Source organism: Micromonospora sp. RTBAU3-60 (genome assembly GCF_054963695.1).
Genome location: NZ_JBUEGB010000002.1, coordinates 321,872 through 343,590, shown reverse-complemented (window position 1 = coordinate 343,590; position 21,719 = coordinate 321,872). Strand labels below are relative to the sequence as shown.

Annotated in this window: 22 protein-coding genes and 1 pseudogene; 5 read left to right on the top strand and 18 right to left on the bottom strand. The window is 73.4% G+C overall.

Annotated features, from left to right (window positions below):
* Positions 1-72: 72 nt before the first annotated feature.
* The 3 genes from ACY34I_RS03765 (at position 73) to ACY34I_RS03755 (ending at position 4,893) form a co-directional block, all read left to right on the top strand.
* On the top strand, positions 73-1,524 hold the full coding sequence (locus ACY34I_RS03765) for a 3' terminal RNA ribose 2'-O-methyltransferase Hen1 (RefSeq protein ID WP_462752443.1): 1,452 nt from the start codon (positions 73-75) through the stop codon (positions 1,522-1,524).
* The gene (locus tag ACY34I_RS03760) at positions 1,521-4,037 is read left to right on the top strand and encodes a polynucleotide kinase-phosphatase (RefSeq protein ID WP_462752440.1); all 2,517 of its coding nucleotides are present in this window, start codon (positions 1,521-1,523) and stop codon (positions 4,035-4,037) included. Before ACY34I_RS03765 ends, ACY34I_RS03760 begins: the two co-directional genes overlap by 4 nt.
* A 79-nt stretch (positions 4,038-4,116) precedes the next feature.
* Complete coding sequence (locus ACY34I_RS03755) at positions 4,117-4,893, top strand: DedA family protein (RefSeq protein ID WP_462752549.1); 777 nt, start codon at positions 4,117-4,119, stop codon at positions 4,891-4,893.
* A gap of 179 nt (positions 4,894-5,072) precedes the next feature.
* Here the strand turns inward: ACY34I_RS03755 and ACY34I_RS03750 are convergent, their stop codons facing one another.
* The 15 genes and pseudogenes from ACY34I_RS03750 to ACY34I_RS03680 form a co-directional block, all read right to left on the bottom strand.
* Entirely contained in the window at positions 5,073-5,450 is a 378-nt protein-coding gene (locus ACY34I_RS03750) for an ArsR/SmtB family transcription factor (protein ID WP_007073957.1), read from the bottom strand.
* Positions 5,451-5,507: 57 nt separating this feature from the next.
* Positions 5,508-6,047, bottom strand: a complete 540-nt coding sequence (pyrE, locus tag ACY34I_RS03745) for an orotate phosphoribosyltransferase (protein ID WP_148793904.1) — start codon at positions 6,045-6,047, stop codon at positions 5,508-5,510.
* 166 nt (positions 6,048-6,213) lie between these two features.
* Positions 6,214-7,023 (bottom strand): SDR family NAD(P)-dependent oxidoreductase, encoded by an 810-nt coding sequence (locus tag ACY34I_RS03740; RefSeq protein ID WP_462752547.1) that lies wholly within the window; start codon positions 7,021-7,023, stop codon positions 6,214-6,216.
* 312 nt (positions 7,024-7,335) lie between these two features.
* Positions 7,336-7,935, bottom strand: a pseudogene (locus ACY34I_RS03735) (hypothetical protein); the annotation flags it as partial.
* A 72-nt stretch (positions 7,936-8,007) separates the two neighbouring features.
* Positions 8,008-8,796, bottom strand: a complete 789-nt coding sequence (locus ACY34I_RS03730; RefSeq protein ID WP_462752437.1) for a hypothetical protein — start codon at positions 8,794-8,796, stop codon at positions 8,008-8,010.
* A gap of 90 nt (positions 8,797-8,886) precedes the next feature.
* On the bottom strand, positions 8,887-10,455 hold the full coding sequence (locus ACY34I_RS03725; protein ID WP_462752435.1) for a polyamine aminopropyltransferase: 1,569 nt from the start codon (positions 10,453-10,455) through the stop codon (positions 8,887-8,889).
* A complete protein-coding gene (locus ACY34I_RS03720) occupies positions 10,452-11,210 on the bottom strand; it encodes a hypothetical protein (RefSeq protein WP_462752433.1) in 759 nt (252 codons plus the stop codon). Before ACY34I_RS03720 ends, ACY34I_RS03725 begins: the two co-directional genes overlap by 4 nt.
* A 77-nt stretch (positions 11,211-11,287) precedes the next feature.
* Positions 11,288-11,710, bottom strand: a complete 423-nt coding sequence (locus ACY34I_RS03715; protein WP_148793899.1) for a DUF350 domain-containing protein — start codon at positions 11,708-11,710, stop codon at positions 11,288-11,290.
* A 30-nt stretch (positions 11,711-11,740) separates the two neighbouring features.
* Entirely contained in the window at positions 11,741-12,166 is a 426-nt protein-coding gene (locus ACY34I_RS03710; RefSeq protein WP_462752431.1) for a DUF4247 domain-containing protein, read from the bottom strand.
* Positions 12,163-12,654, bottom strand: a complete 492-nt coding sequence (locus ACY34I_RS03705; protein WP_462752429.1) for a DUF2617 family protein — start codon at positions 12,652-12,654, stop codon at positions 12,163-12,165. Before ACY34I_RS03705 ends, ACY34I_RS03710 begins: the two co-directional genes overlap by 4 nt.
* Before the next feature lie 2 nt (positions 12,655-12,656).
* On the bottom strand, positions 12,657-13,286 hold the full coding sequence (locus ACY34I_RS03700; RefSeq protein ID WP_148793896.1) for a DUF4178 domain-containing protein: 630 nt from the start codon (positions 13,284-13,286) through the stop codon (positions 12,657-12,659).
* A gap of 83 nt (positions 13,287-13,369) precedes the next feature.
* Positions 13,370-14,200, bottom strand: coding sequence for a hypothetical protein (locus ACY34I_RS03695; protein ID WP_462752427.1), 831 nt, complete (start codon positions 14,198-14,200; stop codon positions 13,370-13,372).
* A 58-nt stretch (positions 14,201-14,258) separates the two neighbouring features.
* Positions 14,259-14,633 carry a hypothetical protein gene (locus ACY34I_RS03690; RefSeq protein WP_462752425.1) on the bottom strand — a complete coding sequence of 125 codons (375 nt, stop codon included), beginning with the start codon at positions 14,631-14,633 and terminating at the stop codon, positions 14,259-14,261.
* A 153-nt stretch (positions 14,634-14,786) separates the two neighbouring features.
* Complete coding sequence (gene clpB / locus ACY34I_RS03685) at positions 14,787-17,378, bottom strand: ATP-dependent chaperone ClpB (RefSeq protein ID WP_462752423.1); 2,592 nt, start codon at positions 17,376-17,378, stop codon at positions 14,787-14,789.
* Positions 17,379-17,463: 85 nt separating this feature from the next.
* Positions 17,464-18,105 carry a TetR/AcrR family transcriptional regulator gene (locus tag ACY34I_RS03680; RefSeq protein WP_462752421.1) on the bottom strand — a complete coding sequence of 214 codons (642 nt, stop codon included), beginning with the start codon at positions 18,103-18,105 and terminating at the stop codon, positions 17,464-17,466.
* Positions 18,106-18,188: 83 nt separating this feature from the next.
* Here ACY34I_RS03680 and ACY34I_RS03675 point away from each other — a divergent pair, with 83 nt between their 5' ends.
* A complete protein-coding gene (locus ACY34I_RS03675) occupies positions 18,189-19,325 on the top strand; it encodes an epoxide hydrolase family protein (RefSeq protein ID WP_462752419.1) in 1,137 nt (378 codons plus the stop codon).
* A gap of 64 nt (positions 19,326-19,389) precedes the next feature.
* Here the strand turns inward: ACY34I_RS03675 and ACY34I_RS03670 are convergent, their stop codons facing one another.
* Positions 19,390-19,641 carry a hypothetical protein gene (locus ACY34I_RS03670; RefSeq protein ID WP_148793891.1) on the bottom strand — a complete coding sequence of 84 codons (252 nt, stop codon included), beginning with the start codon at positions 19,639-19,641 and terminating at the stop codon, positions 19,390-19,392.
* Positions 19,638-19,976 carry a DivIVA domain-containing protein gene (locus tag ACY34I_RS03665; RefSeq protein ID WP_462752416.1) on the bottom strand — a complete coding sequence of 113 codons (339 nt, stop codon included), beginning with the start codon at positions 19,974-19,976 and terminating at the stop codon, positions 19,638-19,640. Before ACY34I_RS03665 ends, ACY34I_RS03670 begins: the two co-directional genes overlap by 4 nt.
* Positions 19,977-20,269: 293 nt before the next feature.
* On the opposite strand from ACY34I_RS03665, the gene ACY34I_RS03660 reads away from it, so the two are divergent.
* A complete protein-coding gene (locus ACY34I_RS03660; RefSeq protein WP_148793889.1) occupies positions 20,270-20,488 on the top strand; it encodes a winged helix-turn-helix domain-containing protein in 219 nt (72 codons plus the stop codon).
* Positions 20,489-20,614: 126 nt separating this feature from the next.
* On the opposite strand, the gene ACY34I_RS03655 is transcribed toward ACY34I_RS03660, so the two are convergent.
* Positions 20,615-21,706, bottom strand: a complete 1,092-nt coding sequence (locus tag ACY34I_RS03655) for a beta propeller repeat protein (protein WP_462752414.1) — start codon at positions 21,704-21,706, stop codon at positions 20,615-20,617.
* Between the last annotated feature and the right edge of the window lie 13 nt (positions 21,707-21,719).

The window sequence follows — 21,719 nt, the reverse complement described above, 5'->3', positions numbered from 1 at the left end:
CCCGGAGCGGGCGGGGCTCCCCGGAAACCCCACCGACAAAAAGAAATCGACACCCCTGAGAGCATCGAAACCGTGCTGCTGACCCTGACCACGACCCACCGCCCCGCGACCGACCTCGGCCATCTCCTCGTGAAGCACCCGGACCGCGTGCAGAGCTTCGACCTGCCGGCGGGTACCGCCCACGTGCTCTACCCCGAGGCGGACGAGCATCGGTGCACGGCGGTCCTGCTGGTCGAGATCGACCCGCTGCGGCTGGGCGGCGGTCGCGGTCGCGGCCGGGCGCAGGCGGCCACCCCGGAGACCTTCACCCTCGGCCAGTACGTCAACGACCGCCCGTACGCCGCGTCGAGCCTGCTCTCCTCGGCCCTGGCCAAGGTGTTCCGGTCGGCGCTGCGCGGCGAATCCCGCGAGCGGCCGGAGCTGGCCGCCACCCCGATCCCGCTGGAGGTACGCGTCCCGGTGCTGCGCTGCCGGGGCGGCGCCGAGCTGGCCGTACGGGTCTTCGCCCCGCTCGGCTGGACGGTGACGGCCACCCCGATCCCGCTGGACGAGGCGTACCCGGAGTGGGGCGACAGCCGTTACGTGGACCTGACCCTCGCCGGCACGCTGCGGCTCGCCGACGCACTCAACCACCTCTACGTGCTGCTGCCCGTGCTGGACGACGCCAAGCACTACTGGGTGGCGCCGGACGAGGTGGACAAGCTGCTCCGGGCCGGCGCGGGCTGGCTGGCCGACCACCCGGAGCGGGGCCTGATCAGCCGCCGCTACCTGGCCCACCGCCGGGCACTGGCCGGCGAGGCCCTGGCCCGGCTGGCCGAGCTGCGCCTCGCCGACGAGGCGCCCGCCGACGACAGCGTCGACGACGACCAGCCGCGCGAGGCACCCCGCGCCGCACTGGCCGTACGTCGGCGCGAGGCGGTGCTGGCCGCGCTGCGGGCCAGCGGGGCCGGCCGGGTGCTGGACCTGGGCTGTGGGGGCGGGGCGCTGCTCACCGCGCTGGTCGCCGACCGGCGGTTCACCGAGATCGTCGGCACCGACGTCTCCAGCCAGGCGCTCACCCTGGCCGCCCGGCGGCTGCGGCTGGACCGGCTGCCGGAGCGGCAGCGGGAGCGGATCCGGCTGTGGCAGTCGGCGCTGACCTACCGGGACGACCGGCTGCGCGGGTACGACGCGGCGGTGCTGATGGAGGTGATCGAGCACGTCGACCCGCCGCGCCTGCCGGCGCTGGAGGACGCGGTGTTCGGGCACGCCCGGCCCGGCACGGTCGTGGTGACCACCCCGAACGTCGAGTACAACGTCCGCTACGAGGGGCTGGGCGCGGGCCGGTTCCGGCATACCGACCACCGATTCGAGTGGACGCGGGCCGAGTTCGCCGCATGGGTCGAGCGGGTGTCGACGAGCCACGGCTACACCGCCACCATCGACGGCGTCGGCGACGAGGACCCGGAGGTGGGCAGCCCGACGCAGATAGCGGTGCTGACCAGCACGGAACACACGACCCGGAAGGAGGAGATCAGCGCATGACCACCCTGGACATTCCCGAGCTCGCCCTGGTGGCGCTGGTCGGCGTCTCCGGGTCGGGCAAGTCCACCTTCGCCCGGCGGCACTTCCGACCCAGTCAGGTGCTCTCCTCGGATGCCTTCCGCGGGATGGTGGCCGACGACGAGAACGACCAGTCCGCCTCGGGCGACGCGTTCGACGCGCTGCACCACGTCGCCGGGCTCCGGCTGCGCCGGGGCCGGCTCACCGTGGTCGACGCGACCAACCTCCAGCCGCACGCCCGAGCCGCCCTGGTGAAGGTGGCGCGCGAGCACGACGTGCTGCCGGTGGCGATCGTGCTGGACGTGCCGGAGGCGCTGGCCTGGGAGCGTACGCAGGGGCGGGCCGACCGGACGCACGGCCGGCAGGTGCTCGCCCGAATGCAGCGGGACCTGCGACAGTCGTACGGGCGGCTGGCCCGGGAGGGCTTCCGCAAGGTGCACGTGCTGCGCGGGGTCGACGAGATCGACGCCGCCGAGATTCGCTACGAGAAGCTGTTCAACGACCGGCGGGAGCTGACCGGCCCGTTCGACATCGTCGGCGACGTGCACGGCTGCCGGGAGGAGCTGGAGGCGCTGCTGCTCCGGCTGGGTTACGCGCTGCATCGCGACGACGCGGGCCGCCCGGTGGACGCGGTGCACCCCGCCGGGCGTACCGCGGTCTTCGTCGGCGACCTGGTGGACCGCGGCCCGGACTCCCCCGGCGTGCTCCGCCTGGTGATGGGCATGGTGGCCGCCGGCCACGCGATCTGCGTGCCGGGCAACCACGAGCAGAAGCTGCTCCGCAAGCTGCGCGGCCGGGACGTGCGGCTCACCCACGGCCTGGCCGAGACGATGGACCAGCTGGCGGCGGAGCCGGAGCGCTTCGTCGCCGAGGCGGCGGCCTTCATCGACGGCCTGGTCAGCCACTACGTGCTGGACGGCGGCCGGCTGGTGGTCGCGCACGCCGGCCTCAAGGAGGCCTACCAGGGCCGCGCGTCCGGCCGGGTCCGCGCCTTCGCGCTGTTCGGGGAGACCACCGGCGAGACCGACGAGTACGGCCTGCCGGTGCGCTACCCGTGGGCGCGCGACTACCGGGGCTCGGCCATGGTCGTGTACGGGCACACCCCCACCCCGGAGCCGGAGTGGGTGAACAACACCATCTGCATCGACACCGGCTGCGTCTTCGGCGGGCGGCTCACCGCGCTGCGCTACCCGGAGAAGGAGCTGGTCTCCGTCCCGGCGGCGAAGGAGTGGTACGCCCCGGCCCGCCCGCTGGTCGCGTCGGCGCCGGCCCGCCCGGACACCGTGCTGGACCTGGCCGACGTCACCGGGCGACGGCACCTCACGCACGCGTACGGGACGCTGACCGTGCCGGCGGAGAACGCCGCCGCCGCGCTGGAGGTAATGAGCCGGTACGCGGTCGACCCGGGCCGGCTGGTCTGGCTGCCGCCGACCATGGCGCCCTGCTCGACGTCGACGGTCGAAGGGTTCCTGGAGCACCCGGAGCAAGCCTTCGCCGACTACCGCTCGGCCGGGGTCGAGCGGGTGGTCTGCGAGGAGAAGCACATGGGCTCGCGGGCCGTGGTGCTGGTGGAGCGGGAGCCGGGGCGGTTCACCGGCGGGGCGGTGCACACCCGTACCGGTCGCCCGTTCTTCGGCCCGCCGCTCGACGACGAGCTGCTGGCCCGGGTCCGCGCCGCGGTCACCGCGGCCGGGCTCTGGGCGGAGCTGGACACCGACTGGCTGCTGCTCGACTGTGAGCTGCTGCCCTGGTCGGCGAAGGCGGGCGGCCTGATCCGCGAGCAGTACGCCGGGGTGGGCGCGGCCGGCCGGGCGGCGCTGCCGGCGGTGCTCGCCGCGCTGGACGCCGCCGCCGGGCGGGGGTTGCCGGTCGGGGAGCTACGCGGCCGGATGGCCGACCGGGCGTCCGAGGTCCGGGCGTACTCGGCGGCGTACCGGGCCTACGTCGGGCCGACCGACGGGCTGCGCGGGGTGACCCTGGCGCCGTTCGCCGTGCTGGCCGGGGCCGGGGCGAGCTACGCCGACCGGGACCACGGCTGGCACCTGGCCCTGGCCGACCGGCTCTGCGCGGCGGACCCGGAGTTCTTCACCGCGACCCGGCGGCAGGTGGTCGACCTGACCGACGAGGCGGCGGTGACGGCGGCGACCGACTGGTGGCTGGCGCTCACCGCGGCCGGCGGCGAGGGCATGGTGGTCAAGCCGTACGCCGGACTCGCCGCCCGCTCGCCGAAGGGCGCGCTGCTCCAGCCGGGGATCAAGTGCCGGGGCCGGGAGTACCTGCGGATCATCTACGGTCCCGGGTACACCGAGCCGGGGCAGCTCGCCGCGCTGCGCAAGCGCTCGCTGGGGCGCAAGCGGGGGCTGGCCCTGCGCGAGCACGGCCTGGGCCTGGCCGCCCTGGACGCCCTGGCCGAGGACGCCCCGCTCTGGCGCCGCCACGAGCTGGTCTTCGCCATCCTCGCCTGCGAGTCCGAGCCGGTGGACCCGCGGCTGTGACCGGTACGCCCGGTCCGGCGTGAGGCTGGACCGGGCCCGGGTACCCTTTGTGGCCGTGGACACAGCCGAAAAGACCCGGATGCTCTCCGAAAGCGTGGCGCTGAACCCGCTCGACCCGAAGGACCTGATCCACACCTTCGGGTTGATCGGCGTCTGGGCGATCCTCTTCGCCGAGACCGGCCTGCTGGTCGGCTTCTTCTTTCCGGGCGACTCGCTGCTCTTCCTGGCCGGGGTGGCCGCCTCGCCGGTGGCGGACGCGATCTTCGGCGCCGGCACCCGCCTGCCGCTGGCCGCGCTGCTGATCGGCGGGCCGATCTGCGCGATTCTCGGCGCGCAGCTCGGGCACTGGCTCGGCCACCGGTACGGCCGGCGGATGTTCGACCGCCCCAACTCCCGCCTGTTCAAGCGGGAGTACGTGGAGAAGGCCGAGTACTACTTCCAGAAGTTCGGGCCGGCGAAGGCCGTGGTGCTGGCCCGCTTCATCCCGATCGTGCGGACCTTCCTCAACCCGGTGGCCGGGGTGCTCGGCATGCCGGCCCGGCAGTTCCTGCTCTGGAACGTGGTCGGCGCGATCCTCTGGGTGGACGGCATCCTGCTGGTCGGCTACCTGCTGGCCGACCAGATCTACAACGCGATCGGCGACAAGATCGACCGGTACATCCTGCCGGTGGTCGCCCTGATCATCGTGATCTCGGTGCTGCCGATCTTCTTCGAGTTCCTCCGCGACCGGCGGGCACGCAAGCGCGGCGAGGCCGCCGCGGTGGTCGCCGCGTCCAGCGCGGCGGGCGCGGCCGACGCCTTCCGGAACGCCGTCCAGGACGACGACCAGCGACACCGCGGGCCGCAGGACCGCTGACCGACATACGCCGATGGCCGGTCCCCTCACCGGGGGGCCGGCCATCGGCGTACGACCTGTCGATCTGTGGGTGGTACGGATGACGGGCAGCCGTCACCGTCCGCTGGTGGCGCCACCCCTGGCACGCCACCCGTCGCCGCCCCCGGTCGGGGCGGCCACCCGGTCGGACAGGTCCGGTGTCAGCGGGCCTTCTTGGTGGCCCGCTTGCGCGGCGGGGTCAGCAGATCCGCGATCGTGGCGATCGCGGTCGGCACCAGCCGGTAGTACGCCCAGACACCGCGCTTCTCCCGCTCCAGCAAGCCGGCCTCGGTGAGGATGCGCAGGTGGTGACTGACCGTCGGCTGCGAGAGGCCGAGCGGCGCGGTGAGGTCACACACGCACGCCTCGCCCTCGGGGGCCGACTGGATCAGGCTGAGCAGCCGCAGCCGGGCGGGGTCGGCGAGGGCCTTCAGGACCCCCGCGAGCCGCTCGGCGTCGGCACGTTCGATCGGCTCGCCGGCAAGCGGCGAGATCTGAGGCATGGTCATTTCAGCCAACGCAGTTCCCACGTATTCCATCCTTCCACCAGCAGCATCGATCCGCCTGCATATCAGCAAGTCCGAATCGGCAAACTTTTACGCCACAAGGCCGAGGTCAGCCAACGTATAGGCCGCCCGATACGGCAGTCCGGCGGCTCGCACCGCGTCGCCGGCGCCACGATCAACAATAACCGCAACACCCACCACCTCGGCCCCGGCCTCACGCAACGCCTCGACGGCGGTCAACACGCTGCCCCCCGTGGTCGAGGTGTCCTCGACGGCCAGGACCCGGCGACCCGCGACGTCCGGCCCCTCGATGCGCCGCTGCAGACCGTGGGCCTTCCCCGCCTTGCGGACCACGAACGCGTCCAGCGGCCGGTCGGTCCCGGCCGAGGCGTGCAGCATCGCGGCGGCGACCGGATCGGCCCCGAGGGTCAACCCGCCGACCGCGTCGTACGCCCAGTCCGCGGTGAGGTCACGCATCACCCGACCGACCAACGGTGCCGCCTGGTGATGGAGCGTGACGCGCCGCAGATCCACGTACCAGTCCGCCTCGCGGCCGGACGAGAGCACCACGCGGCCATGGACCACAGCCAGGTCGGTGATGAATTTACGCAGGTCGTCGTGGTCCTCCATGGCGATAGAGGGTACTTCGCAAGTCTGGGAGGCGTGTGTGGGGTCCTCCTGGGTCAACCCTGCGGGCGACCGACGACTGGCTATACCCGATTACGCTGCGCGACCGTCCATCCGGATTCCCGGCCGCCGATCCCGGCCACGGGACGCTCATCCGGCGGGCCGGCGGTCAGTCCCGGCCCCGACCGACCCGCCCTCGGGTGTCCCGGGAGACGCCGCGCAGCAGCCGTCGCGGCGCGTGCCGCAGGCCCGCCACGGCCAGCTTGTACTTCCAGCTCGGCACACTGACCAGCTTGCCTTTGCGCAGGTCACGCAGTCCTTCGTCGACCACCTCGGCGGGCCGCAGCCACATCCAGCCGGGCGTACGCGACATGTCGATGCCGGCGCGCTCGTGGTAGCCGGTGCGGGTGTAGCCGGGGCACAGGGCCATCACGCGGACGCCGAGCGGCGCCACCGACTGGCCGATCGACTCACTGAAATTCGTCACCCACGCCTTGCTGGCCGAGTAGGTCGACCCGGGCATGGGCACTCCGAAACCCGCGACCGAAGAGACATTTATCACTGCCCCGGCGCCTCGCTCGATCATCGGTGGGAGGGCGGCGTGCGTCAGCCGGAGCACGGCCAGCACGTTCAACCGCAGCAGCCGAGCCTCGTCCTCGACGGCCGAGCGGACGAACGGGGTGTTCAGGCTGATTCCCGCGTTGTTCACCAGCAGCCCGACCGGCGGCTCGGCGACGAGGCGGCGTTCCACCAGGGCGCAGCCGTCGTCGGTGGACAGATCGGCGGAGATCGTCTCAACCCGGCGGTCGTGCCGCTCGGTGAGTTCGGCGGCGAGGGCGTCGAGCCGGCCGGCGTCCCGGGCCACCAGAACCAGGTCCCAGCCGTCGGCGGCCAGTCGGCGGGCGAACGCCTCGCCGATGCCCCGGCTGGCACCGGTGATCAGCGCCCGGCGCGAAGCGGGGTGCGGTTCGTCGGTCACGGGCGGTCCTCGGGGGGGTGGCGTCGGTCCGGGTTCGGCCGACGCGGCTGGCGGGGTGGGCGGCGGGCCGGCCGGGCCAGACCCGGTGTGCGGCGGCGCGGGCGGGCCCCAGGGCGAACCTGATCCGTCGGCGGGCGAACCGGCGGACGGCGGCACCGAAGCCGGCGGACCGTAGGAGGGCGAGGACGACGCGGGCGGACCGGAGTACGGCGGGGCCGCCGGGCCGGAGGTCGGCGGGCCGTAGGCCGGCCCAGCTGGCGGGGTGGTCGGCCCAGCCGGCGGGGTGGTCGGCCCCGGCGGGATCGGTCCGGCCGGAGGCAGCGGGCCGGAGGTCGGCGCGGTGGGCGCGGCGCGGCGGAAGAAGGCGCTCGCGCCGGGCAGCATCAGCAGGGCGGCGACCACCAGGTAGCCGAGGATCTGGGCCACCGACAGCGCCGCGTTCAGCGGGATCCACCAGCCCGGGTAGGTGTCCCCGAGGCGGGCGAGCAGGTCGGCGGTGACCCGCTCGTCGGCACCGAGGCGCAGCGGGGCGGCCCGCTGGCCGACCAGCACCGCCAGGGCACAGCAGCCGCAGAGCAGGCCCAGGCCGGAGACCACCCAGGTGCCCACCCGGGCGCCGGGGCGGCCGGCGAGCAGGCCGAGAGCGAGCCCGACGAGCACCAGCCCGACGACCACGCCGACCACGGCCGCCAGCGCGGTGGAGGCACGCAGCAGCGACACCAACGGGTCGATCTCGCTCGCGCCGGCGCCGGTGGCCCGCGCCGCCACCCGGAACCGGTCCACCGTGCCGGGCGTGACCGCCAGGTTGGCGATCGCGTACGCCACGGCGCCGACCGCCATCAGCAGCAGCACCGCCGCCGCCGCGCCGACCGCCCCCGGACGGCGAGGCGGAGCCTGAACGGGGTACGACACGACAGATCCCTCCGGTAGGCGTCGGCTTGCAACCTACTCGGAGGGATCGTCGGAGTCGCTCTTATCGAAGCGTCAACTTCCGGATGGCGGCTGGGGACCGGGCCGGTCCTCGGGGGCCGACGACGGACCCGACGGCCCAGGCTGGCCAGGCTGGCCGGGCTGGCCTGGAGCGGGCGGGTAGCCCGGGGCCGGCGGGTAACCCGGCGCCGGCGGCTGGCCCGGGTAGCCCGGCGCGGGCGGGTAGCCCGGGGTCGGCGGGTAGGCCGGGTAGGCGCCACCCGGCAGGGGCGGCTCCCAGGCCGGCTTCGGCTTGCGGAAGAACTCGTTGGACTTCGGCAGCGCCAGCAGGATCAGGGCGGCCAGCAGGGCGAGCAGGCTGAGCAGGCCGAGGAGGAGGGTGACCGGGCCGTACCAGGACGGCAGGGCGTCGGAGAGCCGGCGCTGGAGTTCCTCCGGGCTCGGCATGTTGCCGCCGGGCGCGCCGCCGCCGGTCAGGCCGCCGGTCGCGTTGCTCACCAGGCCACCGCCGTTGCAGCAGAACAGGATGCCGCCCACCACCCAGGTGGTGATCCGGGCGCCGTTCTTGCCCCGGTTGTTCAGCAGCGCGAGGACCACGAGCCCGATCGCGAACAGCAGCGAGAGCACGGCGCCCCCGAGGGCGGCCGCGTACGCGAAATCGGCCGCCTGCTCGGCGGCGGTGCCCCGGTAGGCGTCCCGCAGGACGTTCCGGACGGTGCCGATGGTGGTGAGCGTCAGGATCAGGTTCACCACCTGGATGGCGGCGACGAGAATGAGCAGCCAGCTGGAGAGCGTCACCACACCCGGGCGGGTACGGGCCGGGGGCCCCTGGGCATCGACCATTGTTTCTCCTTCCCTAGATCACACGACCACCGTAACGAGACCCGGCCAGCAGGGCACGGCACGAGAGCCGGGACCCGCCGCGCCCGGGGATCAGTAGCCGCGCCACTCCGCGCGGGCGTACTCCAGCACGTGGGGTTGCAGCAAAGTGGACGCGGGCACGTCCACCCGGGCCCGGTCGGCGGGGAAGGTGGTCGCCGCGGCCAGCACCGACGGGGTGAGGAAGCGCAGCGGCGGGGCGTCGGCGGGCAGCTCCGGCGCCGGCGGGGCGGTGCCCGGCGCGGCCAGCACGAAACCCCAGTCGCCGAAACTCGGCACGTCCACGTGGTACGGCACCGTGCCGAAGCCGGCCTCGCGGACCGACCGCTCGATCGACCAGTACGACCGCGGCGCGAAGTACGGCGACCCGGCCTGCACCACCAGCCGCCCGTCGGCGGCGAGCACCGAGCGGATCAGGGCGTAGAACTCGACCGTGTAGAGCTTGGCGGTGGCCGTCTCGTCGGGGTCGGGCAGGTCGGCCACCACCACGTCGAAGCGTTCCGTGGCGGTACGCAGCCAGCCGAACGCGTCCAGGTTGAGCACCCGCACCCGGGGGTCGGCGAACGCGTGGTGGTTGAGCTCGCGCAGCTGCGGCTCGGTCTCCGCCAGCCGTACCACGGCTGGGTCGAGGTCGACCACGGTCACCCGGCGCACGTCCGGGTACTTCAGGATCTCCCGCAGCGCCAGCCCGTCCCCGGCGCCGAGCACCAGCACCTCGCCGCGCGGGCCGCGCAGCGCCGGATGCACCAGTGACTCGTGGTAGCGGTACTCGTCGACCGAGCTGAACTGGAGGTCGCCGTTGAGGAAGAGCCGCAGGTCGGTGTCGGCGTGGCCGATCTCCCGCACCGACCGGGTCAGCACGATCTCCTGGTAGCGGCTGCGTTCGGCGTGCACCACCGGGTCGCGGTAGAGCTGCTGGCGGGCGGTCACCTCGAAGTCGTGCGCGGTGACCCAGGCGTACCCGAGCAGGAGGGCGACCACGACGGAGCCGGCGCCCAGCGCGAGCCGCGCCCGGCGGCCGAGGTCGGCCCGGAAGACCGTGCACACCAGCGCGAGGCCGGCGACCGCGTTCACCGCGCCGACCACCAGGGCGCCCTTGAGCTGGCCGAAGACCGGCATGAGCAGGAACGGGAAGGCCAGCCCGCCGAGCAGCGCGCCGACGTAGTCGGCGGCGAACAGGTCCGCCACCGCACTGCCGGCGGACTGCTCGCGGATGCGTTGCAGCAGCACCATCAGCAGCGGGATCTCCGCGCCGATCAGCAGGCCGAGCACGAAGGCGGTGCCGACCAGCGCCGGCCCGTAGAGGTCGAGCCAGGCGAACGCGGCGTACAGGCCGAGCACGGAGAGGCCGCCGAGCAGCGCGAGGGTCAGCTCGACCGCGGCGAACGCGGCCGCCGCGCGGGACTGCCAGGGCTTCGCGGCGAGCGCGCCGACGCCCATCGCGAAGACCATCACGCCGAGCACGATCGACGCCTGGCCGACGGCGTCACCGATCAGGTAGCTGCCGAGGGCGACCAGCGCCAGCTCGTACACCAGGCCGCAGGCCGCGCAGACGAAGACCGCGAGCAGGACCGCCGCGCGGGCCGCGCGCCATCGCGGCGGCGCCGGCGCGTCGGTGGTCACGCCTCCTCCCGGGTACGCCCGGCGGCTCCCGCCCCGGCGCGCTGCCCGGGCACGCGTCCCCGGGGCTTGCGACCCCTCCGGCTCGGCGCATCTGCCGGCGCGCCGCGACCCGGAGCAGTCGTCCGGCGCTGCGCCAGCCCGACGGTGACGAAGAGCGCGGCGAGCAGGAGGAGCACCACGGTGCCGAGCAGCCAGCCCCAGCGGTCCCGCCAGAAGTCGTTGCCGGCGTCCGGCAGTGGGCTCGCCGAAGCCGCCGGGTCGGCGGTCGGGGTGGCGGCCGGTGCCGCCAGACCCGCCTCGGCGGCGAGCAGCGGCAGCGTGGTGGCGGCCCGGGTGATCGCCCAGCCGGGGTCGTCGATGAAGGTGTCCTCGTCGAGCCCGAACCGGTCCAGCCCCCGCTCGATGCCGGACAGGTCGGCGAAGTCGATGTCGTCCGAGCCCTCCACCTTGATGTAGGCGGAGTCGTTCGCTTCGCTGCTCTCCGAGGTGTAGGTGATGTCGGCGCTGACCTCGATCCAGCGCGAGCAGTCCGGCGCGTCCCCGACCGCCGTCCCGTCGCCGAGGTTCGAGCCGACGCTCACCACGTCGTACCCGTCGGTCAGTCGCCAGCCGTAGCAGATCCCCTGGCTGGTGAAGGCCTCCCGCAGGATCGGCACGGTGTCGGTGCGCTCGTCGGTCGCCGGCGCGGGGACGTCGAGGTCGGATCCGCTCGCACAGCCGGCGAGACAGAGGCCGGCGACCCCCGGGACGATCACGCGGACCAGGGCCGCCTTCAGCGACGTCGACTTCCGGCCTGTTGACCTGGCCGCAGCCGGTCGCGTCCCGCCGCCCATCAGCTGATCGCGGCGGCGATGATCGCGCCGGTGGCGAGGTGCACGACGGCGCTGACCCAGACCGCCGGGTGCGGCTCCGGGTCGACCAGCAGTTCGCCCAGCTTGCCGGGGGTGGCCACATCCAGCAGCACGAACGCCGCCGCCATGATGACCAGACCGAGGATGCCGTACGCCGCCGCGCCGACCAGGCCGAGCAGGAAGTCGTCCGGGCTGGCGGCGATCGCGGCGACCACGATGATGCCGACGCCGGCCAGGTTGGAGGCGAGCAGCAGCGCGGCGTTGCGGTTGCGCTCGGTCCAGATGAGCTGGTCGAGCCGGCCCGGGGTGGCCAGGTCGACCAGCAGGTAGCCGATGCCCATCAGGACGACGCCGACCACGCCGTAGGCGAGCGTGACCAGCAGATCGGTGACGAGATGCTGCACAGGGGACTCCAGGGTGAGGGGTCGGACGGGCTACTTGCCGGCGCCGGGGCCACCGCCCCGGACGGTGCTGCCACGGCCCCAGCCCCAGCCGCGGCCGACGACGTGGTGGTAGCGGGGGTAGGCGCTGGTCATCCGCTCCAGCAGGATCAGCGAGCCGGCGGCGACCGGCAGGATCACCACCGAGTCGTCGTCGTAGCGCAGGTAGACGCCGCTGCCGTCGACGTACTCGTCGGCGGGCTGCCAGGCGTCGGTGACCTCCTTCGCCACCTGGCTGGGCGGCCGGGTCGAGGTGTACGCGAGCGCGTCGGAGCCGATGTCCCGGCTGGCCGCCCGGGTGTAGTGGTCCTCGACGTAGCCGCGCGGGGAGAAGTTGCCGTAGAAGGCGGCGAAGGCGGCGATCAACGCGCCGACCACGGCGACCGCCACCCCCACCACGAACCACCGTCGGTACGTCACAGCTCCACCACCGTCTCGGTCAGGACCAGCTCGTTGGTCTGCGGGTACGCGTGCCAGGTGCGCCAGGCCATCGAGCCGTCCGGCGGATCGGGGCGGACGGAGAGCGCGGTGACCGCGTCCACGTCGCCGGGAAAGACCCCGACCAGCGCGTACGGGTCGTCGGCCAGGTCGGCGCGGAGTGCGGCGACCCGGGTACGCAGGCCGTCGCCCTCTGGTCGCAGCACCGTGGCGGTGAACCGATAGCCGGCGTCCTCGTCGTACAGGGTCTCCGGCAGGTGCGGCGAGCGGCCGGGCAGGCAGGCGACGGTCTCGACCAGCTCACCGCAGACCACCTGGTGCGAGGCACCGAGCAGGCGCAGCCGCAGTCGGATGCCACCCGGCAGGGCCAGCTCGCGGACGTGCAGGGCGGGACGTTCCGGGCCGCCGAGGGCCAGGCTCAGGTCGGCGGCGCGGGTGTCGACGTACGGGGCGTCCAGGGCGACCAGCACGTTCAGGCCACCTGCTCCGGACCGCCCTGCGGGTAGATCATCACCTCGGCGCGGTGCAGCTTCTCGCCGAGGTTCACCTCCCAGCCGGCCTCCCCGTACGCCTCGAAGGAGAGCCGGGCCCCGCCGGGCGCCTGGTAGTCGTGGTAGCGCATGGTGCCGCGGGGGTCGAGGCCGGTGCCCTCGGTGGCGGTGTAGCGCGCCTGGCCGGACTCGTCCCAGGTGTAGCGACGGCCGGCGACATCCAGGGTGGGCGCACCGGGGGTGACTGTGGCGGACGGTTCGCTGGTCCAGAGCACCAGTTCCAGGTCCGGGTCCGACTCGACGGAGAGCCAGCGCTTCACCCCGCCCGCGTCGTCGAGCAGGTGCTCCGCCCAGCTCCAGCCGCCCTCGACGAGATGCACCGAGCCGCGGACGGTGTACGGAACCTGGCGGATCTCCACGATGTCGCCGGGCTTGAGCTGGCGGGGGTCGCCGCGGAGCGCGTCGGCGTCCCGGTCGCGGAACGGGTCGCCGGGGGTCTGCGGGCGGGGCCCGGTGCGGGCCTTGCGCAGCGCCACCACGGCGATCACCACACCGGCCACCCCGACCAGACACCCCAGGGTCACCAGTAGATACGCCAGCGTTCCGTTCACGACCGCCTCCCCACCCGCTCGGCGGAGACGGTAACAACCGGAGGCACGCCGGCCGAAACGCCGTTCGCTGAGTGTGCGGTCAGCTACCCGGCGTCGCTCACCCCCTGGGTGGGATCGGTGGGCGGCCCGCCGGGCGCCGCGGCGGGATCGATGGGCGCGGCGGGCGCGGCCGGGCCCGGGGCGGCCGGACCGTACTGCCCCGGCACGCCGTGGACCCGGGGATCGGGGCAGATCATGTAGCCGGGCGGCAGCAGGAAGGCGGACGGCGCCGGATAGCCGGCTGGCAGGCGGGGTGGTTCGGCGGCCTGCGGCACGAACCACCGGTGGGACGTGGGCAGCGCCAACAGCACGACGGCCGTGACGGTGAGACCGAGGACCAGCAGCGCGATCAGTCCGCCGCCGGCGAAGAAGAGGTCCCCCTGTGGATCGGTGCCGTAGAGAGTCTGGCTGAACGTCGACTCCTCGGGAAGGAACTCGGGGGGCACGTCTCCCGCCTCCATCGGGGCGCCGAACGCGAAGAAGAACGGCAGCGCCGCACCCGCGCAGCAGCCCTGGCCGACGCCGACCAGCAGTTGCAGGCCGCCGGCCACGAAGACGGCGATCCGGGCGCCGTTGCTGCCCCGTCGAACGCCCCAGGCGGCGACGCCGAGGAGGGCCGCGAACAGCAGCACCGGCACACCCAGCACGCAGGACATCATGACGTTGCCGAAGCGCTCACCGTCCACCTCGGCCGGGTCGGCATCAGGCACCAGCCGAGCCGCGTGGTCGATCTCGCCGTCCCACCAGATCGCGTGCCACACCAACAGACCGGCCGCCACCAGCAGCAGGGCCGCCGCGGCGAGCTGCATCCAGGACGCGGTCGTGACGGCCGTGGGGCGGGGTGGGCGGGCCGGCGGGGCGGCGGTCAAGGTCATCCCGGCAAGCTACGGGCACCCACCGGTTTCCGGAGTCCCCTTTCCGGCCGACCGGTGGTCACCGTCCGGCGAGGCGTTCCGTGGCGTACTCGCGCAGGCTGGCCCGGCCCATGAGGCAGCCGGTGAACGTGGTGAACTGCGCCTCGTCGTTCCGCAGCTTCGTCCAGGCCGCGCGCCCCGCCGCCGCGTCGGCCTGATCCAGCAGCGTGGCGGCGTACGCCTTCCCGGCCGGCGACCCGTGGTTGAGCAGCCAGTCGACCTGCTTGCGGGCAGCGTCGGGATGCTCGTCCAGCGCCTGCTCGACCCGCCGGTACGCCTCGGTCTCGGGCAGCAGCGTGCCCGCGAAGCCGACCCCGCCGAACGCGAGCGTGTCCGCCCGGGCCAACTCCTCGACGGCCGCGTCCAGCTCCCGGTCCTTTCCGGTCCCCACCATGTCTCCATCCTTTCCCCGAACGCCCCACCTGCTACCCGTTGATCGGGAAGTTGTCGCTGGTCGCAACAACCGGCGCGAGCCGAGACGCGGCGGGACGCGGCCAGAAGCAGGGCCGGCCCCGCCCCAGCGGTGGGGCGGGGCCGGGTGGACGGGTCAGGCGGCCGTGACGGCCAGACCCTCCTTGCTGTCGGCCAGGTCGACCTTGACCGTGTCGCCGTCGCGGATCTGGCCGGCCAGCAGCGCCTTCGCGAGCTGGTCGCCGATCGCCGACTGCACCAGCCGGCGCAGCGGGCGGGCCCCGTAGATCGGGTCGTAGCCGTGCTCGGCGAGCCAGCTCCGGGCCGCGTCGGTGATCGCCAGGCCGAGCCGGCGGTCGGCCAGCCGGCGGCGCATCCGGTCCAGCTGGATGTCGACGATGGCCCGCAGGTCCTCGCCCTGCAGGGCGGCGAACACCACGATGTCGTCGAGGCGGTTGAGGAACTCCGGCTTGAAGTGCGACCGGACCACCGCGAGGACGCCCTCCCGGCGCTGCTCCTCGGTCAGCGTCAGGTCGCTGATCACCGACGACCCCAGGTTCGAGGTGAGGATCAGGATCGCGTTGCGGAAGTCCACCGTGCGGCCCTGACCGTCGGTGAGCCGGCCGTCGTCGAGCACCTGGAGCAGCACGTCGAAGACGTCGGGGTGGGCCTTCTCCACCTCGTCCAGCAGCACGACCGAGTACGGCCGGCGGCGCACCGCCTCGGTGAGCTGGCCGCCCTCCTCGTAGCCGACGTACCCGGGCGGGGCACCGACCAGGCGGGCGACGGAGTGCTTTTCGCCGTACTCGCTCATGTCGATGCGGACCATGGCCCGCTCGTCGTCGAAGAGGAACTCGGCGAGTGCCTTGGCCAGCTCGGTCTTGCCGACCCCGGTCGGGCCGAGGAAGAGGAAGCTGCCGGTCGGACGGTCCGGGTCGGCGACACCGGCCCGGGCGCGGCGGACCGCGTCGGCGACGGCGCCGACCGCCTCGGACTGGCCGACCACGCGCGAGCCCAGCGACTCCTCCATCCGGAGCAGCTTGGCGGTCTCCCCCTCCAGCAGGCGGCCGGCGGGGATGCCGGTCCAGGAGGCGACCACGGCGGCGATGTCGTCCGCGCCGACCTCCTCCTTGAGCATCGCGCCGTCGGCCTGGAGCCGGGCCAGCTCCTCCTCGGCCTGCTTCAGCTCGGCATTGAGGGCGGGGATCCGGCCATACCGCAGCTCGGCGGCGCGTTCCAGCTCGCCGTCGCGCTCGGCCCGCTCGGCCTCGCCGCCGAGCCGCTCCAGCTCCTCCTTGGCCGTCGAGAGCTTGGTGATGTGGTCCTTCTCCAGCTTCCACCGGTCGGACAGGGCGGTGAGCTGCTCACGCTTGTCGGCCAGCTCCTTGCGCAGCCGATCCAGCCGCTCGGCGGAGGCGGCGTCCGGCTCCTTGGCCAGCGCCATCTCCTCGATCTCGAGCCGGCGGACCGCCCGCTCGATCTCGTCCACCTCGACCGGCCGGGAGTCGATCTCCATCCGGAGCCGGGACGCGGACTCGTCGACCAGGTCGATCGCCTTGTCGGGCAGGAACCGGTCCGTGATGTAGCGGTCGGAGAGGGAGGCGGCGGCGACCAGCGCGGCGTCGGTGATCCGTACGCCGTGGTGCACCTCGTAGCGCTCCTTGAGGCCGCGCAGGATGCCGATGGTGTCCTCGATGGTCGGCTCGCCGACCAGCACCGGCTGGAAGCGGCGCTCCAGCGCCGGGTCCTTCTCGATGTGCTCGCGGTATTCGTCGAGCGTGGTCGCGCCGACCATCCGCAGCTCACCGCGGGCCAGCATCGGCTTGAGCATGTTGCCGGCGTCCATCGAGCCTTCGCCCTTGCCGGCGCCGACCACGGTGTGCAGCTCGTCGAGGAAGGTGATGACCTGCCCGTTGGAGTTCTTGATCTCCTCCAGCACGGACTTCAGCCGCTCCTCGAACTGGCCGCGGTACTGCGCGCCGGCCACCATGGCGCCGAGGTCGAGCGAGACGAGCTTCTTGTCCCGCAGCGACTCGGGCACGTCACCGGCGACGATCCGCTGGGCCAGACCCTCGACGATCGCGGTCTTGCCGACGCCCGGCTCACCGATCAGCACCGGGTTGTTCTTGGTACGCCGGGACAGCACCTGGATCACCCGGCGGATCTCGGAGTCCCGGCCGATGACCGGGTCGATCTTTCCCTCGCGGGCGCTGGCGGTCAGGTCCACGCCGTACTTGGCGAGGGCCTGGTAGGTCTGCTCGGGGTCGGCGGTGGTGACCCGGCGGTCCCCGCCGCGGACGGTCGGGAAGGCGGCGACCAGGTTCTCCTCGGTGGCGCCGGAGTTCTTCAGCGCGACGGAGACCGCGCCGCCCACCCGGGCCAGGCCGGCCAGCAGGTGCTCGGTCGAGGTGTATTCGTCGCCCAACGGCCGGGCGATCTGCTCGGCGGCGCCGATGGCGTTGACGAACTCGCGGGCCAGGGTGGGCTCGGCGATGCTGGAGCCGCGCGCGGCGGGCAGGGCGTCGACCGAGCGCTGGGCGACCCGACGCAGCTCGGCGGGGTCGGCCCCGACGGCGCGCAGCAGGCCGGCAGCGGTCGAGCCCTCGGTGTCCAGCAGCGACAGCAGCAGGTGCCAGGGCTCCACGGTGGCGTGGCCGCGCTGGTTCGCCAGCGCGACGGCGCCGGTGATGGTCTCGCGGCTCTTGGTGGTGAGGCGTTCCGTGTTCATGGGCTCCCCCGGATCGGCGTGTCCACTGGGAACGACACAACCAGAGTTGAGTCTATTCCGCTCAACTCCAGCGGTGTGAGCTGGCTCACTCGGAGCGTCGCCACCGCCAGTCGAACTCCCCGGCGGCCGGCGGCGGCCCGGGCAGCGGCGGCTCGGTCACCGCGAGACCGGCCAGCAGCAGCGCCAGGTGCCGGCGACGCAACTGCCGGGTCCGATCCGGATCGGGTACGCGGATCGCGGCGCACCCCTCCAGCAGCAACCCGACGTCCTGCACCACCACGTCCGCGCGGAGCCGGCCGGTGCCCCTGGCCCGCTCGACCAACTCCGCGGTGAGCTCGCCGGAGCGCACCGCGTCCCGCCCCATCTCCTCGGTCGGCGCGAAGGTGCCGGCGAGCTGCACGGTCAGCGAGTGCACGTCGGCATCGACGACGCGCTCCAGGAACCCGGCGAAGGCGCGCCAGCCGTCCGGGTCGGCGGCGGACTCCTCGGCCACCGCGATGTAGCGCCGCAGCCCGTCGTGGCAGAGCTTGCGGAGCAGGTCCTCCTTGCCGGCGTAGCGGCGGTAGAGGGCGCTGATGCCGACGCCGGCGCGCTCGGCGACGGCGGCGATGGGCGCCTTCGGATCGTCCAGGAAGACCGCGCGGGCGGCTTCCAGGATCACCGCGTCGTTCCGGGCGGCCTGGGCGCGACGGCCGGGGAGCTGGGGAGCCTCGGTCGGGTTCGGCATGACTCCAGACTAGCAGTGGAACGGATCGTTCCGCTCTGCTACTGTGAAACGGAACGAAGCATTCCGTTCTAAAGGAGCAGCGCATGCCCAGCACCGCCATCCGCCCGTTCCGCGTCGAGATCCCGCAGGCCGCGCTCGACGACCTGGCCGCCCGGCTGCGCCGCGTCAACTGGCCCGGGGAGCTGCCCGGCGCCGGCGACGCGTACGGCATGCCGACCGACCGGGTCCGTGAGCTGGTGCACCACTGGTTGGCGACGTTCGACTGGCGGGCGGTGGAGGCCCGGCTCAACGCGTACCCGCAGTTCGTCACCGAGATCGACGGCGAGGACATCCACTTCCTGCACGTCCGGTCCGCCCGGCCGGACGCCATCCCGCTGGTGCTCACCCACGGCTGGCCCGGCTCGGTGGTCGAATACCTGGACGTGATCGCCCCGCTGACCGAGCCGGCCGACCCGGAGTCGCCGGCGTTCCACCTGGTCATCCCGTCGCTGCCCGGCTTCGGCTTCTCCGGCCCGACCCGCAGCGCCGGCTGGAACCGCTACCGCACCGCCCACGCCTGGGCGGAGCTGATGGCGCGCCTCGGCTACGACCGCTACGGCGCGGTCGGCAACGACGGTGGCTCGTTGGTGTCGCCCGAGGTCGGCCGGATCGACCCGGAGCACGTGCTCGGCGTGCACGTCACCCAGCTCTTCTCGTTCCCGTCCGGCGACCCGGCCGAGTTCGCCGGACTCTCCGAGGCCGACCAGGCCGCACTCAAGCACCTGCAGTGGTTCTACGAGAACAAGTTCTCCTTCAACCAGGTGCACAGCCAGCAGCCACAGACCCTGGCGTTCGCGCTGGCCGACTCGCCGGTCGGGCTGCTCGCCTGGAACGCGCAGCTCTTCGACGAGAGCCTGGACGCCGACTTCATCCTGGCCAACGTGGCGATCTACTGGTTCACCGGCACGGCCGCCTCGTCGATGCGGTTCTACTGGGAGGACGCGCACACCGCCGAGCACCCGACCGGGCCGACCACCACGCCGACCGCGCTGGCCATGTTCCCCGGCGACTTCCAGTCGATCCGCCGCTTCGCCGAGCGGGACCACGGCAACATCGTGCGGTGGACGGCGTATCAGACCGAGGTCGAGGGGCGCGGTGACGTCGGCGGGCACTACGCGGCCCACGAGGCGACCGACGTGCTGGTCGGCGACATCCGAGAGTTCTTCGCCTCGCTTCGCTGAGCACCAGCCGCTCACGTGCCCGGCCCGGAGACCCCTCCCGGCCGGGCACGGCGTGCTGGCCGGGTCAGCGGGGCAGGCGGGCCGTGCAGGGGGTTTCATGGTCGGCGCGCAGGACGCAACGCCGGCCGCCGTCGAGCTTGCGGTCACAGAAGACCCAGTGACGTACGCATTGATTGTCCTCGGTCGAGACGGTGATCCCGCCGAGGTCGACGGCCGCGAGGAAGGCCAGGGAGCGGCCTGCCGTCCGGCCGAGCATCTTCGCGCGGGCCAGGTCGGGTGCCCGGACCGGCAGGTGGATCACGTAGCGGCCGGTCACGGCTGCCTGGCCAGGTCGCGCATCCCAGGAGCCTGGCGGGACTGCCACTCGCGGAGCGCGTTCTTGATCCGGGCCGTCTCAGCCCGGCTCCGGATCACCTCGGCCTCGGCGGCAGCGAGGTCGCTGGCGACCCGGTCGAGGAACGCGGCTACCTCGACCGGGTCCAGGCCGCGCCGGCGGATGGCGAAGGTACGGCTCCGCACCTGCCACGGGCGCAGCGGGAGGTACGACGTCGAGCGGTACGCGCCGGGCGGCGGCTGGTAAGCGGACCGGCGTTCCGGCGCTTCGACCGGGGTCGCAGGAAGTTGCGCACGATGCTGATCCCTTCTCGACATCAGTGACCGAGGCGGAGGCAGCGGCCCAGCCAAGCACCATTGATCGGCCGGGCCGCCCGTCCTGCCACCGCAGCCCTGCTCGGCGGCCAGCGGCGGACAGTAGGCCAGATCCGCGAGGTCGGGACGGACCACGGGGGATGCCCGTCCCGACCAGATGAGCGCCCCAGTGCCATCCGGAAGCGTTCACAGGGAACCTACAATCGGTAGCGGTTGTAGGTCAACGACCAACCCACGATTGCTTGAGGTTGGAGGTTGCTACGTGATCGAATGGGCATGCCATCCGGGGAGTGTGTATGCCCAAGCAGCAGTACCAGGTGCTCGCAGACGAGCTGAAGAGCAAGATCGATTCGGGAGAGTGGCCGCCCGGCACCAAGCTGCCAAGCCGGTCACAGCTGTGCAAGGAATACGGCGTGTCGGACACCGTGGTCGGCAAGGCGATGATGATCCTGCGCGCGACCGGTCTGACCGAGACCCTCGAAGGCGTCGGAGTCTTCGTCGCCAAGCCTGAGTAGGGCGAAGAGATCCGCCTCAGCTAGCCGATCGAGCAAGCGATTCAGCTCCAAAGGACGCCACCACCACAGGTACGGGTCGCCGGAGCGCCGCCCGGGACAGCGGCGGCAACCCCGGAGGCCGAGCCGTCAGTCGCCGGCCACGACCACCCGGATCCACCGGCGGGCACCGACCGGGCCGACGGCCAGCACCATCTCGTCTGGGGCGCGGGCCGCGAGCGTGCCGTCGGCCAGCAGCGACAGGTAGTGCTCGGGGCCGACCGGCCAGTCGACCGGCTCGTACCGGCCGTCGACCACCACCCCCACGCCGTCCGGCCCGGTCACCGCCAGCCGCCCGGCCCCCACGGGGGCCACCGAGCGCATCCGGTCCGGATGGCCGTCGGCACGCACCAGCGCCCAGTTGCCCCGGTAGCGCCAGAGCGCCGGGAAGCCCGTCCGGTCCGGCCGCTCCCCGACCAGCCAGGCCTCGCCGTCGGGCGAGCGGGTCACCCGCAGCACACCCACCTCGCCGTCGGGCGCCGGCACCGGCGTCCGCTGCCAGCTCCGTCCCTGGTCCATCGAGACCGCGGCGTACGGGCGGCCGTCGGCCGCGCCCGCCGCGATCAACATGCCGCCGACCTCGCGCACCGTGTTTACGACCGGCAGTCCGGGCTGGGCAGCCAACGGTCGCAGCCGCCGCCCGTCCCAGCGGGCCACCTTGCCGGCGTCCTCGGTCACCTGGAACCGGCCGTCGGCACCCACCAACATCGGCGGCGGCGCGGCGCCCAGGTGGTGGGTGAAGGTGACGCCGCCGTCGGTCGAGGCGTACCAGCCGAACGGTTCGGCGCCGAGCACCAGCAGGCCCTGCGGGGCGTACAGCTGCTGGCTCTCGGCGACCGGCCGGGGATGCGGCAGCGACCGCCAGGATTGCCCACCGTCCCGGGTGGCGAAGAGCAGCGCCGGGCAGTCCCGGCCGGGCGGCCGGCCGTCGCAGGTGGCGAAAAGGGCGTACGCCTGGTCGGCGTCGACGAACTCGACGAACGGCGGGTCGTACCGGTCGGGGACGGCGACCTGCACGTGGCGTACCTCGTCGACGTCGGCGACCGGCGGCGCGGTCGCGGACGGCCGGGGTGACGCGGACGCCCGGTTCGGCGGCGGCCGGCGGACGTCGCCGATCGAGCAGGCCGTCAGCGCGGGCAGCAGCAGAAGGGCGACCAGGCGGCGGGATCTTGCAGAATCCATCCAAGCTCCAACC